The sequence below is a fragment of the Streptomyces sp. NPDC094147 genome (genome assembly GCF_044764265.1).
In the GTDB taxonomy this organism is placed as follows: Bacteria; Actinomycetota; Actinomycetes; order Streptomycetales; family Streptomycetaceae; genus Streptomyces.
Genome location: NZ_JBIWHT010000057.1, coordinates 1 through 17,575 on the forward strand (window position 1 = coordinate 1; position 17,575 = coordinate 17,575).

Here is a 17,575-nt window from a genome sequence, read left to right on the forward strand (position 1 = left end):
GCACGAGATCAGCAGGCACACAGCAGATCCTGCCGACACATCACCCAACACACAACCCACCAGGCGAGGTTCATTCTGAAACGATCAGTAAGGCAAAGGCTTCCTATCGGCTGAGCTGGAGTGTGCGCCTTCCGTCATGAAATGGTGAAGAGATCCTGCCGGAACCCCGAGCCCGGCGTGGAGGCGTGAGGGGGTGGTGGGGTGACGGTGGGTGGTCGGCAGTCATTGCTGATCTTGTTGGTGGTGGCTTTTCCTGTTCAGGGCGTGGGCATCACTGATCGTTGTGACTGCTGCGAGTTGACTGTTCACTGTCGTGGTGCGCCTGGCGCAAGCTGGGTTCTGTGTCATGGGTTGGAAGTTCCGGTGCTCGGATCTGGGTCTGGGCGTGTGCTGGTGTGATGGCGGGGAAGCTCTTTTTACAAGGCATGGTCATGTCCACCCCCGGCTGCCAGAGCGGTGGAGAGGCCCCCCTCAACTACCCGATGCTGGAGGCGCTCTTCGGTGTGCTGAAGGTCCTCCTCCAGGCCGGGGCGACGGTCGTTGGCCCAGCCGCCTTCCAGGACCGGCTGTGGCGGCCGAACCTCGAACCGCTCGCGGACCTCGCTCAGATCCGCGTCATCCGCTGCACTACGTCTGCCACGGTCGCCCACGACCGCATCGTCCAGCGCGCCGAGGAGCCCCCCCCGGGGCACGGCGACCACGACCTGCTCGAAGCGATCACCGTGGGGGAGCATTCCCTGGAGTCCTTCGTGCCGATCTCTCCCCACGTCCCCACGCTGACGGTGGACACCTTCAACGGCTACGCCCCGAGCACAGGGCATCGCCGCATTCGTACGCACCACCGTGAGACGGAGCCACCAGCCCCAATTGACGTGCCACGACCGCATGGCGACCGCCGCGGGCCGCTGGCGACGTTGCGAGGGCCGGGGCTCGGGGCCGGGTGCCGATGGCTCGCGATCGGTTGTCGTGCGCCAGCTCGCCACCGATCGAACCGCTCGATTCGGCGGCCGTGCGTATCTGGCACACCCCGTTTCCGTAGGTGACAGGAACCCCTAGTAGGGCTGGCGGAGAGCTTGACTCAGACACACGCTGGAGTCTTGCCGTGAGTTTTGACCATGCCCGCCGAGGAGTTCACCGATGAACATCGCCGCGGTACCCGCCACCCACCGTGAAGTACACCTGGTCTCCCGCCCGTAAGGGCGGGTGACGACCGGGGACTTCGAGATCGTCGAGGTTCCCGTCCGCGAGTCGCGCCCCGGGCAGCTGCTCGTGCGCAACCGCACCATGGCCGTGACCGCCGTGATGCGCTCGCTGATGGAGGAGGACTCGGGGGTGCCCGTGCCGGGGTACGAGCCGGGCCGGCCCCTGTGGGCCCCGGCCGTAGGTGAGGTGGTCGCGGCGCCCGGCACCGACTTCGCCGTCGGCGACCTGGTCACGACCGGCGCGGGCTGGCACGAGTACGCGGTCGTGGACGCGGCCGAGCGGCACGACCCGGATCTGCTGCCCGACCCGGCCGCCTACCTCTCCCAGGGTGCGACCTCCTACATGGGAATCGCGCGCGGCGCCGAAGTGGGTCCCGGGGACAGGGTGTTCGTCACCGGCGCGGCCGGCGGAGTGGGCTCGCTGGCCGGGCAGATCGCACGGGTGCGCGGCGCCGCGCGGGTGATCGGCAGCACGGGCTCGCGGCGGAAGGCCGAGGTGCTGGTCAAGGAGCTGGGTTACGACGCCGTCGTCATCCGGAGCGAGGGGCCCATCGAGGAGCAACTGCGCGAGGCCGCCCCGGACGGCATCGACGCACTGTTCGACAACGTGGGCGGCGAGCAGCTGGAGGCGGCGGTGGCGCTCGCCAACCGCCGGGCCCGCTTCGCCCTCATCGGCTCGCTCTCCTCCCAGATCGGGCAGGGCATCCCGGCGCGGCTGGACACGCTCTCCATGATCTCGCGCAGTGTCACGCTGCGCGCCATGGCGCTCTTCGACCACCGGTCGCTGATCCCGGAGTGGAACGAGTTCTTCGGCCGCGGGCTGCGCGACGGGACGCTCACCTTCCCGCACGTGCGCCTGGAGAGCATCGACCAGGCGCCGCGCGCGCTGATCGAGCTGCTGGGCGGGCGGCACATCGGCGCCGTCCTCGTGGACCTGTAACGGACCGGACGTTCATGGACGGCCGCTCACAATTGCCTTCTTGATCGGCCCCGCAACGGGCTTCCGGGCCTCGGACGACCGACCGTGAGCGCCGCGCTCTGCTGCGGCGCCGGCCCCCGATTACCTCCTGGCGGCGCCTGCTGGAGGCGGCCCGCTGCAAGTGCCACCGTGGAGCTGGCCCGCCGGTCGGCGGCGCCCCTTGCTGAGGCCCTCTCATCCGAAGGGTCGGCAGGGCTGGGTCCCACGGTTCCCGCACCGCATCCAACACTTGAGACATGGGTGCCGCGCTGCGGTGATCCGCTGGGCAGCACCCGGCCGCAGGAAAGTACCGCTGGGGTCTGGGAAGTTGTGCCTTGCCTGGGCCTTCGTGCACCAGTGACCTTGGGAGCTGAGCTGCCGAATGCGACGGTTGCGAGCTCCGCGGCCGCACCCTTCACAGAAGTGCTTCAGCCTCCGGACCTGTGGTTTCAGGATCGGGCAGGACACCCTCCACCGTCGTCACATCCGGTTACCACCGGATGCGGGGCAGGGCCGTTAAATTGACACGCCCAGGTGGACAGGGAGTTCCTGGTAGCCGTTGACCATGAACGAGGGGACGGGCCTGAGCTGGTCCGGGGCGACGGCCAGAGCTACGTTCGGGAAGCGGGTGAACAGGGCGCGCAATGCGATGGTGGATTCCTCTCGTGCCAGTGGTGCGCCCAGGCAGTAGTGGGGGCCGTGTCCGAAGGCGAGGTTATCGCGGCGGTCCGTGCGCAGGACGTCAACGGTGGCCGCGTCGGGTCCGTAGGCTTGGGGGTCGAGAGTGGCGGCGGCGAAGGAGGCGATGATGGGGTCGCCCTTTTCGATCAGTACGTCGCCGAGTTGGATGTCCTCGACCGCGTAGCGCAGCGGCATGTAGGCGGCCGGGGCCTTGGCTCCCAGGGTTTCGGTAACCGCGTCGTCCCAGTCCGCGCGGCCGGCTCGGATATGCGCCAGTTGCTCGGGGTCGGTGAGCAGCGCGGCGATGGTGTTGGTGATGAAGGTGGTGATGGTTTCCTGGCCTGCGGCGAGGATGAGCCTGAGGGTGTCGAGGAGTTCCTGCTCGGTCAGGCGGTCACCGTGGTCGCGTTCGTGCAGCAGGGCGGAGGTCAGGTCATCGCCGGGGTGTACGCGCTTGGCGGCGATCAGACGGGTCAGTACGCCGTCGATGTCCACGACGGCCTGGGTCATTTCCTCGGCTGTGGCGGAACTGCTGAATGCGACGTCCATCGCGTCGCACAGCACCTTCTCGGAGTCTTTGCTCACGCCGATCAGCTCGCAGATCACGCGGATGGGCAGCAGCTGGGCGTAGTGCGCGCGCAGATCCACCGGCTTTCCGGCAGGCGTTGCCGCCAGGGCGTCGAGCAGTTGGGCGGTGAGCTCCTCGATGCGGCCTCGGATTTCCTCGACGCGGCGCGTGGTGAACGCACCGGAGACCAGTCGGCGTAGTCGCGCGCGGCGTTCACCGTGCGTGGTGAGCATGTTCTGGGGGGACACCCATTCGAACAGTGGCCATTGTGGTGTGATCTGGCCCTGGGCGAAGGCCGGCCAGTGCAGCCGGGCGTCCTTGGAGACCCGCGGGTCGAGGAGCAGTTGCTTGAGGTACTTCTGGTGGACGACCGCCCATGCCTTGATCCCGCCGGGCAGTTCAACCTGGGTTGCAGCCCCCCGATCGCGGAGCATCGCTGCCTCTCCTGCCTGATCGCGCCCGAGCACGTCAAGCACGTACGGACACGCAGCCGTTTCCATTCCGCACCCCATTCGATTGAGCCTGGCCCAACGCAGGCCAACTCACGCGCATTGTGTGGAAGCCGGCTTCGCCATCGGCTGGCCGGAACCGCGATCAATATAACAAACCAAGGAGTCGGTTTCTAGATGTGCGATAGTCCGCCGCACAGCTGGCCTTCGCCCTGAGAAAGGACTCGTCGAGATCAAGGCGGCGCAGCAGCCTTGCGCTGCTGAGGCCACGGCCTCACCGAAGACCGACCTCGACCTGCCCGGCCGCCAAGGGAGGCCCGGGGAAGGCCGGTTGATGTGCACGGTGTCGTCGCACACGAACGTCAACGTGACGCTCTCAGGCCGTGATCACCGCGAATGTCGCCAACCCCCGAGTACTTGATCGTGCTGAGCGTCGCTCAACACTCGGCCCGCACGGCCGGATGCGCCCCCGTACGAGTTACATGGCCCACCACCACGTGCCGCTTGCGCCCGCCCGCCCTCTTGCCGCCATCCCACCCTGACGTCGAGCGCGGCACGTTCGCCGCGGCCCCCATGTCCAGGGAGCAGCCACCGGCACGGATGCACGCCCCGAGCAGATACCCGCGCATTCCACAGCCCTGGCCGGCTGCACCACTCGGCGGGACGCCGTCACCGGCGGCGCCGGCTCTCACCAGTAGTGGTGTCGCGCTCCCCAGGCCCGCAGGCGGGCAATTCCCGTCGGCACATGCGCTGCTCCTGGTGGCCGGCCCACCGCCGCAGCGGCGCCCATGGCCCGCTGCCGGCCGGACGGCGGTGGTCCGGCCACCGTCTGGGGCCCGGACGGTGTGAGCGGTACACCTCGCCGCCCGTGGAAGGCAGGCGCGAACGTGGAGGGCGGCCGCGGGGATTGGGCGGTGCGCGGCGGCGCCGAGTTGACGTGACGGGGAGTAGGAGGCCGGCCTGACGTGAACACCATCTTGCCCGTGTGCCGCAGGGAGGACGGTGCAGGCGTGGACGGCGGCATCCTCGACGCTGTCGTGACCGAGGTCTTCTCGGTGCTGCGTAGACGCGACCAGCGCCGTACCGCCGAGCAGTACCTGCGCGCTCTGCTGGCCGCCAAGGGGCGCAAGTCGGTCCGTAATCTCGCCACGACGTGCTCCGACGGGGCGGCCGAACAGCGGTTGCACCACTTCGTCAGCGCCTCCCCCTGGGACTTCGGCGAGGCGCGTGCGGCGCTCGCCCGGCTCCTGGACCGGCTCGCGCCCGCCCAGGCCTGGGTGGTGCGGCCGCTGGTGATCCCGAAGGCCGGCAACCGGTCGCCGGGAGTGCGTCGGCGCTATGTCCCGGAGGCCGGGGGGAGTGTCAACAGCCAGCTCGCCTATGGCCTGTGGCACGCCTCGGCGGATGGCGACGCGCCGGTCGGCTGGCGGCTGCAGCTGCCAGCCGACCGGCTCTTCGACCCGCACCCGCGCCGGCGCGTCGGCCTTGCGGAGGACCGTGTCGAGGAGGCGCCGGCCGTGTGCGCCGTGAGCGCCGCCCTCGGTCCGATCCGAGCCTGGGGGCTGGCGGCCCGGCCCGTGGTGATGGACCTGAGCGAGGTCCCGGCGGCCGTCCTGCCGTGGGTGTTCCGGAGCTTCGCCGAGGCGGCGGCTCCCCTCCTTGTACGGGTGAGCGACACGACCCGGGTGATCCCCGTCAGGCCTGCGCTTCCCTCGTGGTCGGGCCGCGCGATTCCCCTCCGGGAGTTGCTGCGCGCCACCCCCCAACTCAGACGCCCGGTGGCGCTCCCCCAGGGCGGTGCCTCCGTGGCGCTGCTGCGGGTGCGACTGCCCGACGGTCCGCTGTCCTGCGTCGGCGGCGCGCGGCCGAGCGGGCCGCCCGCACCCGCGTCGCGCGCGGACGACCTGCTCGTGCTCGCCGTCTGGGACGGTGCCGGGCCGGTCCGGGGGCGCGTCTGGCTCACCGGTCTGACCCGGCTTCCGCCGAGGCTGCTGCTCCGGCTCGCCCAGTTGCAGGACCGGGTGGCGGCCGCGGCGGCGGGCCCGGGGGAGCAGGTGGGGCTGCGGGACTTCGAGGGCCGCACCTACCTGGGCTGGCATCGGCATATGACCCTTGCCTCGGCGGCCCATGCCGTCCTGGCCCTGTCCGCCGCGCCGCGCGGGTGCGGGCCCTCGGGACAAGGCGGTCCGGTCGCCTGACCCGCCCCGGCCGGCGCTGGTCAGTGGCCGAGGCTCTTGCGGGTGCGGTGCAGGCGCAGGGCGAGCTGGATCTCCAGGGACTGGGCGGGCGTCTGCCAGCCGGGGCCGAGGAGTTCGGCGATGCGCTCCAACCGCCGGGACACCGTGTTCGGGTGGACGTAGAGCGCTTCGGCGGCGTACGTCGGGCTGTTGCTCGCCTCGAAGTAGGCCTCCAGGGTCCGCACCAGTTCGGTGGAGCGCTGCTGGTCGTAGTCGAGCACCGGGCCGATGGCCGAGCGGACGAAACCGCAGACGTCCAGGTGGTCGGAGAGCAGCAGGCCCAGAAACCCCAGATCGGCGGCGCTCGCCGAGGTGCCGCGCGCGCCGAGCGAGAGCAGGGCGCTCAGGCAGCGGTTGGCTTCCTTGCAGGTGTCCCGGACGTTCAGCATGCTGGTGACGGGACCGGCGGCCGCGACCGTCGGCGCGTGGTCGAGCAAGGGTTTGAGTTCCTGTGCCACGCGCCGGGCGAGCGCGCTGGGATCGCGGCCGGGCAGCAGCAGGGTCAGGGTGCCCTCGAGCACGGTCTTGAGGCCGCCGACGCTGTGGGCGTGAGACGACGCCCAGACCACGGCGCGGCCCTGCGAGCCGCCCTCGGTGCGGATCACCATGACGACGTAGGGCGCGTCCGGGTCCAGGCCGAGGCCCTGGCAGCGCTCGCGCAGCGCCCGCGGTTCGTGCGGGGCGTCGCTCACCAGGTCGTCGAGCAGCTCGTCGCGGAGCGAGCTCTCGGCGACCGCGGTGCTGCGCTGCATCACCAACAGGGCGGCCACGGCCTGGGCGACGGTGGCGAGGAGGCGGTCGGCAGACCGGGTGCTGGCCGTGGTGGGGGGTGCCGCGTCGCCCGGGTCGGGCGTGCCGCCGACCTCCGGCCCCGTATCGGCTTCCTGTCCGGCACCGGCCGCCTGCCCGGGGTCGTCCCCCTGGTGGGTACCGGTCTTCTGCCGTGCGCAGACGAGGAGGACTCCCAGATGCTCGGTGCCCGCCTGGATCGGCACCATCCGTACACCGTCGGGCAACTCCACCACGGTGCCTTCGGCATGGGCGTCCAGGGACGAGCGCAGCAGCAGCTCGTCGTCGATCTTCGGTGCCTGGGTCGCCCCGGCGAGCCAGTCCCCGAAACTGTTGCGTATGTGCACTGTGCCGCCCAGTAACGCCGCTGCCTCTGTGGCGAGTTGGTGCAGGGTGCAGCCGCTCAGGATCATGCCGAGCAGATGACGGTAGGTCTCGGCGACCTGCTCGGCGTCGGCGAGCGCACCACGCGAGCGGATGCCGTCCGTCTCCAGCGAGTCGACCGAGGCCCGTACGTCGTCCAGGAGCCGGGCCTTCTCGATGGCCACGGTGGCAAGGTCGCCGAGCGACCCCATCAACGACAGCTCGTCCGGCGTGAAGTAGCGGACCTCGCGGTCGGCGGCGTACAGCACACCGAACCGTGAGTCCCCGTGCCGCAACGGGACCGCGAGGACGGCGCGCAGACCTTCCGCACGGATCACCTCGTCGATCACGGGCGCGTGGTGGATCCGCTCGTCGGGCAGATAGTCGGGTGTCCAGAACGGCGCCGCGTGCTCGGTGGCGGCGGCTCCGATCCCGGCCTCGGTGGGCACCTTGAAGCCCACCGTCAGGGTGGAGGCATGCCCGTCGGCCGCGCGGACCACGGACGTCGCGGTGTCGGGGAGGTGCAGGCTGACATAGGCCATGTCGAGGTTGAGCAGTCGCCGGGCCCGGCGGCAGGTCAGCTGCAGCAACTCGTCGAGATCGTAGGGACGGGTCAGATCCCTGGCGGTGTCCACCAGGGCGGACAGGCCCGCCGCGCGCTGCTGGCGGCGGTTGAGCTGGGCCTGGACCTCAAGGGCGAGACGGTGCACGGTCTCCAGGCGGGTGAGCCGGTCCGGCTCGGGGGGCGGCGTCGCCCGACGGGCCTGCTCGAGGAGCGAGTCGAACTCGGGCAGGGGTGCTTCGCGGGTCAATAGCGCTAAAAAAGCGACGACGTCGTCGTCACGGATATCCCCCATTGGTGCTTCGTCCTCCCCGCACGACAGTCACCACAGTCACCGAAGCCTAGGGTGTCAATTGACGCTCAATCAAGAGAGGTTGAGTCAAGAGGAACTCTGCCCCTGTTTGTTCCAGTTGGCCGAATATCGGCACGGATTCGGCTGGGAGTGCACCGGTAGGTTTCGACAACAACGGTTTCCCGTCAACCAGGTGGCCGGGCCACCTCCCGTCTCAAGTGGCGCTTGCGCCAGGGTGGTCGCACGACGACAACCAGGGGGAACGGGATGCGGACAGCTCCGCTTCGGCAAGTGCAGGACTACAGGAGATCGCTCGACCGGTGCACGGCCTCGCGCACCCGCGCGGATCGGCCGAGGACCTTCTCGCTCTGCGGCAATGACTGGGATCTGCTCGATGACGTCTTCGCACCGGTGGACTCGCCGTCGACCCGGATCGCCCTGGAATTCCTCGGGCTCGGCCCTGCGTCGGGCGCCCGGGCCAGCGGCTCCTTCCTCGAGATCGGCTGCGGTGCGGGAGTGATCGCGGTCAGTGCGGCGCTCGCCGGTCACACGGTTTCCGCAGCCGACATCAACCCGGCCGCAGTACGCAATACGATGCTGAACGCGACGCGGCACCGCCAGGCCGGCCGGTTGCGTGTGCTGCACAGCGATCTCTTCGCCGCGTTCCACACCGACGATCGGTTCGACACCGTCTTCTGGAGCTCCAATTACGTGCTGGCGCCCGAGGACTTCAGATACCGCGCCGTCACCGAGAGCTCCTATGTCGATCCTGGCTATGCCACTCACCGCCGCTATCTCATCGAGGCACCGCTGCGGGTCGGTGCGGCGGGGCGGGCGCTGCTGCACTTCAGCAGCCGCGGCAGCCTGACGGAACTGTGCGCCATCGCGCAGGAGTGCGGGCGTGAGCTGACGATCCGCCGGTTCAGCTCGGTGCGGGAGGGCGACGACGTGGTCGACCACATGCTCCTCGAGGTCGGGGTGTGCGGGCGCGAGGGCGCCTCCGGGCCGGTGGCGCCCGCGGGCTCGTCGGCGTGAGGGCCACAGGGAGGACGGCCGTGCGTACGCTCCTGGTGGACAACCATGATTCCTTCACCCACAACCTCTTTCACTACCTGGCCGAGGTCAACGGCCAGGAGCCCGAGGTGATCCCCAACGACTTCCCCTCGTGGCGGCCGGGCCACCTGTCCGCGTTCGACAACGTGGTGCTCTCACCCGGCCCCGGACACCCGGCCCGCAGCGAGGACTTCGGCATCTGCGCGGCGATCGTCGGCACATCGGCGCTGCCCGTGCTGGGCGTGTGCCTCGGCCATCAGGGCATCGCGCTGGCCCACGGAGCCCGGGTGGGGCTCGCGCCGCGACCGGTGCACGGGTACACCTCGCCGGTGCGGCACCTGGGCACCGGGTTGTTCGCCGGGCTGCCGCAGGAGTTCCGGGCGGTCCGCTACCACTCGCTCGCCGTCGACCGGCTGCCCGACGACATGGAGGCGATCGCGTGGACGCCCGACGGTGTGCTGATGGGGCTGCGCCACCGCCACCGCCCGCAGTGGGGCGTGCAGTTCCATCCCGAGTCCATCGGCGGCTTCGACGGGCACGCCCTGCTCGACAACTTCCGCCGCCTGACCGAGCGGCGCCGCCCGCACGGCCGCACCATCCACGCCGCCCCCCGGCGCCCGGCGACGCCCGGCGCCCGGCCCGCGGAGCGCCGCCGCCTGCGCGTGCGGGTCAGGGAAGTCCCGGTGCGCTGGGGCGCCGAGGAGGCCTTCGATGCGCTGTTCCGCGCGGGTACGCACGCCTACTGGCTCGACAGCAGCCGCCCCGACGCGGACACCGGCCGCTTCTCGATCATGGGTGGTGCCTGCGGACCGCTGGGGCGGGTGGCCCGCGCCGACGTGTGGAAGGGCACGGTCACGGTCACCGGCCAGGGCGGCGCGACGCGCACCGAACACCGCGCGTTCCTGTCCTGGATCCAGCAGGACCTGCGCACCATCCAGGTCGAAACCCCGGACCTGCCCTGTGAGTTCACGCTCGGCTGGGTCGGCTACCTCGGCTACGAGCTGAAGGCCGAGTGCGGCGGCGAGCGAACGCACCAGGCGCAGGACCCCGACGCGCTGATGGTCTTCTCGGACCGGGCCCTGGTCCTTGACCATCTCACCGGCCGGGGCTATCTGCTGGCACTGGAGGAGCCCGCGGCCGCGTACGACCCGCGTCCCTGGCTCGCCGACGCGACGCGCCGGCTCGCCGCGCTCCAGGACGCGCCCGCGCCGCCGGAGCCGTCGGCTCCCTTGCAGGCCGGTCCGGGAGCGGGGGCGCTGAGGCTGCGTCACGACCGGGACGAGTACCTGCGGTTGATCGACGTGTGCCGGGAAGAGGCAACGCGGGGCGAGAGCTACGAGATCTGTCTGACCAACATGGCCGAATCCGACACCACGACGACGCCCTGGGACGGCTACCGGCGGATGCGCCGCGCGGCCCCCGCCCCCTACGGCGCGCTGCTCTCCTTCGGTGGGCTGTCCGTCCTGAGCACGTCGTTCGAGCGGTTCCTGCGGATCGACCGCCACGGCCGCATGGACTCCCGCCCGGTGAAGGGCACACGTCCGCGCGGGGCCGACCCGGGGCAGGACGCGGCGCTCCGCGCGGACCTGCTCGTCAACGCCAAGGACCGGGCGGAGAACCTGATGATCGTGGACCTGGTCCGCAACGACCTCGGCCGCTGCGCGCGGGTCGGCTCGGTCCGCGCGGACGACCTCTTCCGCGTGGAGTCGTATGCGCGGGTGCATCAACTCGTCTCCACCGTCACCGCGCGAAAACATCCCGACGCCGACGTGGTGGACTGCGTGCGGGCGGCCTTCCCGCCGGGCTCGATGACCGGCGCGCCCAAGCTGCGCACGATGCGGATCATCGACCGCCTGGAGCAGGGGCCGAGGGGCGTCTACGCCGGGGCGATCGGATACCTCTCGCTGAACGGCACGGCGGATCTGAGCGTCGTCATCAGGACGGCCGTGATGCGCGGCGCCCAGGTGCGCTATGGCGTGGGCGGCGCGATTCTCGTGGGCTCCGACCCCGAGGCGGAGTTCGAGGAGACCGCGGTCAAGGCTGCGCCCCTCACCGCCCTGACCGGCGCACCGTTCCCAGGTGAGCCCGTCCGGGCACGGGCCGGACGGTAAGGGCTCCGCGGCAGGTGCCCGCACCTGCCCGAGGGCGTGTCCTCACGTGCCGGACACGTCCTCGGGCCCGTCCGGCTCGGGCGCGGCCCGCAGCGCCTCGGCGTCGCGGGCCACCAGATACGCGTCGAAGGCCGGCGCGGCGGCCCGCGCCTGGGCCGTGTTCCGCGCCGAGTACTGTCCGCCCAGCGTGTCACCGGCGAGCGGCGCGTCCCAGGTGCGGGTGCGCAGCACCGCGAGTCCGGGGGCGCTGACCGTGTTCCACCCGACGTACCGGGCGACCTGTTCGGGCTCCGTCAGCTCCGTCCACATCAGCCGCTGCGGCTGGGCGCCGAGGCGCGCGGGCGCGGCCCAGTCCTCCTCGCCGAGCCGCTCCTCGTAGATCCGGTAGAGCCGCCGCGCCAGGGCCTGTGCCGCCTCGTGATGTCCGGCCCGCTCGAACCGGCCGACCGGGACCGAGGCCACCGAGGCGAGCCCGGCCAGATCGAGCCCCTCGGCCGAGGCGCGGTGCAGACCGTGGATCCAGGCGTCGAGGACCTGCCGGTAGCGGTCCTCCGAGGTGACCCCCGCCGCCTGCACACCGACCCCGGTGGCCAGGCACTCCTCGATGAGCGTGATACCGGCCCGGGTCCCGGCGTTCACCCTGACGAGCAGCCCGGGGCGGGCCACCGCCCGCCGCAACTCCTGTGCCGCGCGGCCGTCCGCCTCGGGCAGATCCACGCTGACCAGGCCGTCGCGCCCCTCGCTCGACTTGAACACGTCCGCCAGCACATCGCAGGCCCAGCGGGCGTCGTAGGCGCGCAGCGCGGCCAGCGCCGCGTCCCCGGTGACCCCGCGATGTGCGAGCTGGTCGAGCTGTTCACGGTAGGGGGAGTCGGGGTGCGCGGCGGCTCGTGCCAGGGCTGTCGCATCGATTGTCGCGCCGACCGCCAGACCCTCTGCCACCAGGCCGGCGAACGTGCCGTCGGCCAGTGCGCCGCGATCGAGGCCGGCCGCCCATAATGCGACGCCCTCCGCCGTCAGCTGTCGGGCAAAGCGACGACGGTCCATCGCATCGAACTCGTTCATGACGGAAGCGTAGGAGCGTCCGACCCATGTGTCGCCCCGCCGGATACGACTCCGTCATCTCTCCGGCGCGCCACGAGCGGGCGTGGTCGGCGGGTGTGTGCCGCCAACCACCTGGTGCGGGGAACGGGTGGCCGGGCCACCTCCCCGGGGCTGCCCCCGCTGGGCGACCGTAAGGGCATCAAGGCGGCGGGCCGGTAGGGCCCGAGCCCTGCTGACCTCCGTCATTACGAGTCCGAGGAGTGATCGGACGTGCCTGCAACGCGTCGTGCTTCCCCCCGTTCCAGCCCCTGGGCGTTGTCGGCGGACCACCATGTCGGCGGCGAGGTGCTGCGGGTGTGGGAGCGGCCGGGAAGCCCGAAGGGCGCCCCCCGCATCGTGCTCGCGCACGGTTTCGAGGAGAACTGGGACACCTGGCTGCCGCTGGCCGAGCACCTCCCGCCGCAACTGCGCCTCACCGCCCTGGACCTGCCCTGGCGGGCCGGCTCCAGCTACTCCTGGACCGAGCGCGGCAGCTCCACGGTCTGGCTGGAGCGGGCACTCGAACTGCTCGCCGAGCCGCCTTCGGCGATCGTGGCCCATTCCTTCGGGGCCAGCTCCCTGCTCGAACTGCTCACCAGGAGCGCGCAGGTCGCCCAGGTGCCCGCCGTCCTGGTGGCTCCGGTCTACCGGCCGCACGACCGGGCCGTCGACGAGAACTTCTTCGCGGACGCGGTGCTCCGCTTCCGGGGCGTGCTCGCCGAGGGCATGACCGTCCAACTCGGGCCGCGCGCCCGACGCCTCGACGCGGGGCTGCGCGAGCTGATGCAGGACAAGATCCGTGACCGGGTCGAACCGCACGGCTTCCTGCAGTTGTACGCGATGCTCGCCCGCTCACCCCGCCTGGCCCTGGATCGGGTCACGGTCCCGGTGCAACTGATCAGCGGCATCGACGACCCCTCGGCACCGCCCACGGCGGTCGACCGGCTGCGGTCCGGACTAAAAAATCTGACCATCCATCAGGAATGGGGCCTCGGGCATTTCTGCCAGGTCCAGCAGGCCCCGAAGGTCGCGGCCGAGGCGCTCGCCTTCCTCGGCGCGCTCGGCATCGGCCGCTTCGACGCCGCCGGCATCGGCCGCCCGGCCGATGCCCTTCGTGTCCAGGAGGCGATGAGCGCATGAGTACCGCCGAATCCCGCACCGCCGAGTACGACGTCGTCATCAGCGGAGCAAGCGTCGCCGGGTGTGCCGCGGCCATCCTGCTCGCCCGCCGGGGCGCCCGCGTCGCTCTGCTCGACCGCCGCTCGGACCCGGCCGCGTACAAGGTGCTGTGCACCCACTATCTGCAGCCCTGTGCCCTGCCGGTGCTCAAGGAGCTGGACCTGGTCGAGGCGCTCGAAGAGGCGGGTGCGGTGCGCAACGAGGCGCGCTGGTACACCCGTTGGGGCTGGATAGAACCCAAGCCCGGACCCGACGGCGAGCCGCTGCCCCACGCCTACAACGTGCGCCGCCAGACGCTGGACCGGATCGTGCGGGAGCGGGCCGCGGCCACGCCCGGCGTCGACCTGCTGCTCGGCCACACCGTGGTCGGCCTGCTCCGGGACGGCGGCCGCACCACGGGCGTCAAGGCCGACTGCGGCGGGTCGGGGGAGCGCGAGCTGCGGGCCCGCGTCGTCGTGGGCGCCGACGGCAAGGACTCCGCCACCGCCCGCCTGGCCGGCGTGCCCGTCAAGACCCATGCCAACGAACGCTTCAGCTACTTCGCCCACTTCGAGGACCTGGAGCTGGTCGGCGGCATCACCCAGTCCTGGTTCCTGGAGCCGGACATGGCCTATGCCATGCCCAACGACGGCGGCGTGACCGTGGTCGCCGTGATCCCCTCGAAAGAACGCCTGCCGCAGTTCCGCGCGGACCTGGAGGGTGCCTATCTCGACTTCGTACGAGACCTGCCCGAGGCTCCTGCGGTCGACCGGGCCACCCGCGTATCCAAGATCATCGGCACGGTCAACTACCCCCTGATGTCCCGCCGTCCCGCCTCCCCGGGCCTGGCCCTCATCGGCGACGCCGCCCTCACCAGCGACCCGCTGTGGGGCGTCGGCTGCGGCTGGGCGCTCCAGTCGGCGTCCTGGCTGGCCGATGTGCTGGCCCCGGTACTGGCCGCAGCCGGCGGCGCGGACGAGATCGACAAGGCCCTCGCCGGATACGGGCGAAGGCACCGCGGCGCGCTGCGCGGGCACCAGCACCTCATCGCCGACTACGCCAAGGGGCGCCCGTTCAACGCCTTCGAACGCCTGATGTTCTCCGCCGCCGCCCGCAACGACGCGATGGCCCGGCACATGCATCTGTTCGCCTCACGGCTCGTCGGACCGCTGCGCTTCCTGAACCCCGGCGCCCTGCTTCGGGCGCTGTGGGTGAACCTCACGCACCGCCCCACCCGCCCCGTACCCGCACCTGCCCCGTCCGGGGAATCCCCGCGGTTCCGCCCCGTCGCCTGAGCCGGCACACCGAGCCCGCCCGCGCACTTCACCGAGAGGAATGCGACATGAGTACCCCCATCACCATCACCCGCACCGAGGCCGAGCAGATCCGCGAGATCGTCATCGACGTCCTCGAACTCGATGACGGCGAGCTGACCGACACCAGCCACTTCGTCGACGACCACGACGCCGACTCGCTCCTGGCCATCGAGATCCTCGCCCGCATCGAGCGGGACCTCGGCGTGATCATCCCGCAGGACGACCTGGCGGAGCTGACCACCCTGGAGAACGTCTACACCATCGTGGCCCGCAACAAGGCCGGCGGCGGCGATGCCTGAACAGACGTCCCACCAGCCCCGGCCGGCCGGCCAGCGGGTCGTGGTCACCGGCCTCGGCGCGGTCAGCAGCGCCGGGCTCGGTGCCACCGAGTTCACCGCATCCGTCCGCGCGGGCCGGCGCAGCACCTCACCGATCCGCTCCTTCGACACCACCGGATTTCCGCACGTTCACGCGGGAGAGGTGCACGATTTTGACCCCCGCCAGTGGCTGCGCCGGATCGACCCCGAACGCTGGGGCCGCAGCGCCCAGTTCGCCGCGTCCGCCGCCCGGATGGCGGTCGAGGACGCGGGCCTGACGGCGGAGCAGGTCGCCGCCGCACGGGCCGGTTCGGTGATGGGCACCACCAGCGGCGAGTCCGCGGTCATCGAGCAATTGGTGGGCGAATGGGTCACCGACGGTCTCAAGTCGCTCTCGCCGCACCTGGTCGCGGCCGCGCCGGCGCAGCGCATCGCAGCGGCCGTCAACACCGAACTCGGCCTGACCGGTGAGGCGTTGACCCTCGCCACCGCCTGCTCGGCCAGCAACTACGCCCTGGGATACGCCTTCGACCAGGTCGCCTCCGGCGAAGCCGAGTACATGCTGGCCGGTGGCGCCGACTCGGTGAACCGCTGGGCGCACGCCGGCTTCTACCGGCTCGGGGCCCTCGCCGAGGAGGTCTCCCGGCCCTTCGACGCGGACCGCGCCGGCATCCTCACCGCCGAGGGCGGTGTGGCACTGCTCCTTGAGCGGCACGACCACGCCGTGGCCCGCGGCGCCCGGATCTACGCGGAGATGCTCGGATACGGCGTCAACTGCGACGCCGAACACATGGTGCACCCCGACCCGACCAGCATCGCGGCATGCATCCGGGCCGCCCACCGCAGCGCGGGCGTCACACCCGACGAGATCGACTACATCTGCGCGCACGGCACCGGCACCCGCACCAACGACGCCACCGAGGTGGCCGCCGTACGCGACGTGATCGGGGACTGGCTGCCGCCGATCAGCTCCCTCAAGTCGATGATCGGCCACACGATGGGTGCGGCCAGCGGATTCGGCGCGCTGATCTGCTGCAAGGCGGTCCACGAGGGATTCCTGCCCCCCACCGCCAACCTGGAGCAGGTCGATCCCGCCCTCGGCCCCGGGGTCGACCCGGTGCCGGGCCAGGCCCGCCCGGCCGCCCCCCGCGTGGTGCAGAACCACGGGTTCGCCTTCGGCGGCAACAACGCCATCACCATCTTCGGGAGGGTCGAATGAGCACGGCCATGGCCCTCGGGACGACCCCGCTCGCCATCACCGCCGCAGGCGTGATCACCCCGGCCGGGCTCGGCCTGGAACGGCTCGGCGCCGCCCTCGCCGAGGGCCGGGTCGCGCCCGGGGACGCGTCCGCCGTCACCGAGGCGTCGCTCCCGCCCCGCCCGATCCAGGTCGTCCCCCACCTGCCGGTGGAGGAACTCCTGGGCCGCAAGGGGAACCGGCAGCTCGACCGCACCACCAAGCTGGCGCTGATCGCCACCCGCCTCGCCCTCGATGTGGCCGGGGCCCGAGGCACCGGCCCCGCCACCACCGCGCACAGCGGCGTCGTCCTCGGCACCAGCACCGGCAGCATCCGCAGTTCGAGCGAGTACTCGCGGGAGACGCTCGAGTTGGAGAAGCCCTACCTGGTGAATCCGGGCCTGTTCCCGAACACCGTGATGAACTGCGCGGCCGGACAGATCGCCATCCGCAACGACCTGCACGGCGTCAACGCCACCCTGGCCGGCGGGCACCTGTCCGGGCTGCAGGCCATCCGCTACGCCCGCAACGCGCTGCGCCAGGGCCACGCGGACCGTCTCCTGGTCGGCGGCGTCGAGGAGTTCTGCGCGCAGAGCGCCTGGGGCTGGCACAGCTCCGGCGCGCTGTCGCCGGACGCGGCGATCGGCGAGGCGGTGGCGATGCTGCTCGTCGAGCCGCTGCACGCCGTCCGCGAGGAGGACCGGATCGCCCAGATCCTGGCCTGCGATGTCGCCTTCGGCCCGCAGGCCGGCCGCGAAGCCGGCGGTCTGGCCGCCGTCCTTGCCCGGGTGATCGGCGAGGCCCTGGAGCGCAGCGGCGTGCAGCCCGCGGAGGTGGACACCGTGTCGCTCGGCGCGAGCGGCCAAGTCGGCCTGGAGCGCATCGAGGAGCGCGGCGTCCGCGCCGCCCTCGGCGGCACGCTCCCGCCGCAGGTCATCCGCGTCAAGCGGGTCCTGGGCGAGTGCTTCAGCGCCGGCGGGGCGATCCAGATCGCCGCCGTGCTCGCGCAGTGGCAGGGCGAGGACGCCGCCGAGGGTCGGCACGCGCTGGTCACCTCGGTCGGCGCCGACGGTTCCGTGGGCTGCCTGGTCCTGCGCCGCTGAGCCGGGCGGGGGGCCCGGGGGGGCGGCCCCCCCCCCCCCCCCGGGCCCCCCCCCCCCCCCCCCCCCCCCCCGCCAACCCCCCCCCCCCCCCCCCAC

12 protein-coding genes and 1 pseudogene are annotated in these 17,575 nt (G+C 71.6%); 10 read left to right on the forward strand and 3 right to left on the reverse strand.

The window, feature by feature from the left end; genetic code table 11:
- Nucleotides 1-1,203 precede the first annotated feature (1,203 nt).
- Nucleotides 1,204-2,142 (forward strand): MDR family NADP-dependent oxidoreductase, encoded by a 939-nt coding sequence (locus ACIQ8J_RS34850; protein ID WP_403276883.1) that lies wholly within the window; start codon nt 1,204-1,206, stop codon nt 2,140-2,142.
- Between the two features lie 77 nt (nt 2,143-2,219).
- Nucleotides 2,220-2,348, forward strand: a pseudogene (locus ACIQ8J_RS34855) (WhiB family transcriptional regulator); the annotation flags it as partial.
- 328 nt (nt 2,349-2,676) lie between these two features.
- Here the strand turns inward: ACIQ8J_RS34855 and ACIQ8J_RS34860 are convergent.
- On the reverse strand, nt 2,677-3,843 hold the full coding sequence (locus ACIQ8J_RS34860) for a cytochrome P450 (RefSeq protein WP_403276882.1): 1,167 nt from the start codon (nt 3,841-3,843) through the stop codon (nt 2,677-2,679).
- A 980-nt stretch (nt 3,844-4,823) separates the two neighbouring features.
- On the opposite strand from ACIQ8J_RS34860, the gene ACIQ8J_RS34865 reads away from it, so the two are divergent.
- A complete protein-coding gene (locus tag ACIQ8J_RS34865) occupies nt 4,824-6,056 on the forward strand; it encodes a transposase (RefSeq protein WP_403276881.1) in 1,233 nt (410 codons plus the stop codon).
- Between the two features lie 20 nt (nt 6,057-6,076).
- Here the strand turns inward: ACIQ8J_RS34865 and ACIQ8J_RS34870 are convergent, their stop codons facing one another.
- Nucleotides 6,077-8,104, reverse strand: coding sequence for a helix-turn-helix domain-containing protein (locus ACIQ8J_RS34870; RefSeq protein ID WP_403276880.1), 2,028 nt, complete (start codon nt 8,102-8,104; stop codon nt 6,077-6,079).
- A 288-nt stretch (nt 8,105-8,392) separates the two neighbouring features.
- Here ACIQ8J_RS34870 and ACIQ8J_RS34875 point away from each other — a divergent pair, with 288 nt between their 5' ends.
- Entirely contained in the window at nt 8,393-9,136 is a 744-nt protein-coding gene (locus ACIQ8J_RS34875) for a methyltransferase domain-containing protein (RefSeq protein WP_403276879.1), read from the forward strand.
- A gap of 20 nt (nt 9,137-9,156) precedes the next feature.
- A complete protein-coding gene (gene pabB, locus ACIQ8J_RS34880) occupies nt 9,157-11,265 on the forward strand; it encodes an aminodeoxychorismate synthase component I (protein WP_403276878.1) in 2,109 nt (702 codons plus the stop codon).
- Nucleotides 11,266-11,307: 42 nt separating this feature from the next.
- On the opposite strand, the gene ACIQ8J_RS34885 is transcribed toward pabB, so the two are convergent.
- Entirely contained in the window at nt 11,308-12,330 is a 1,023-nt protein-coding gene (locus ACIQ8J_RS34885; protein WP_403276876.1) for a transaldolase family protein, read from the reverse strand.
- A gap of 249 nt (nt 12,331-12,579) precedes the next feature.
- Between ACIQ8J_RS34885 and ACIQ8J_RS34890 the strand changes: the two genes are divergently transcribed.
- The 5 genes from ACIQ8J_RS34890 to ACIQ8J_RS34910 are packed head-to-tail and all read left to right on the forward strand — an operon-like array spanning nt 12,580 to nt 17,479.
- The gene (locus ACIQ8J_RS34890; protein ID WP_403276875.1) at nt 12,580-13,488 is read left to right on the forward strand and encodes an alpha/beta fold hydrolase; all 909 of its coding nucleotides are present in this window, start codon (nt 12,580-12,582) and stop codon (nt 13,486-13,488) included.
- Nucleotides 13,485-14,801 (forward strand): NAD(P)/FAD-dependent oxidoreductase, encoded by a 1,317-nt coding sequence (locus ACIQ8J_RS34895; RefSeq protein WP_403276873.1) that lies wholly within the window; start codon nt 13,485-13,487, stop codon nt 14,799-14,801. The genes ACIQ8J_RS34890 and ACIQ8J_RS34895 overlap by 4 nt, the downstream gene beginning before the upstream one ends.
- 47 nt (nt 14,802-14,848) lie before the next feature.
- Entirely contained in the window at nt 14,849-15,121 is a 273-nt protein-coding gene (locus ACIQ8J_RS34900) for an acyl carrier protein (RefSeq protein ID WP_403276872.1), read from the forward strand.
- Nucleotides 15,114-16,358 carry a beta-ketoacyl-[acyl-carrier-protein] synthase family protein gene (locus ACIQ8J_RS34905; RefSeq protein ID WP_403276871.1) on the forward strand — a complete coding sequence of 415 codons (1,245 nt, stop codon included), beginning with the start codon at nt 15,114-15,116 and terminating at the stop codon, nt 16,356-16,358. Before ACIQ8J_RS34900 ends, ACIQ8J_RS34905 begins: the two co-directional genes overlap by 8 nt.
- A complete protein-coding gene (locus tag ACIQ8J_RS34910) occupies nt 16,355-17,479 on the forward strand; it encodes a beta-ketoacyl synthase N-terminal-like domain-containing protein (RefSeq protein WP_403276869.1) in 1,125 nt (374 codons plus the stop codon). Before ACIQ8J_RS34905 ends, ACIQ8J_RS34910 begins: the two co-directional genes overlap by 4 nt.
- The last annotated feature ends 96 nt before the right edge of the window (nt 17,480-17,575 follow it).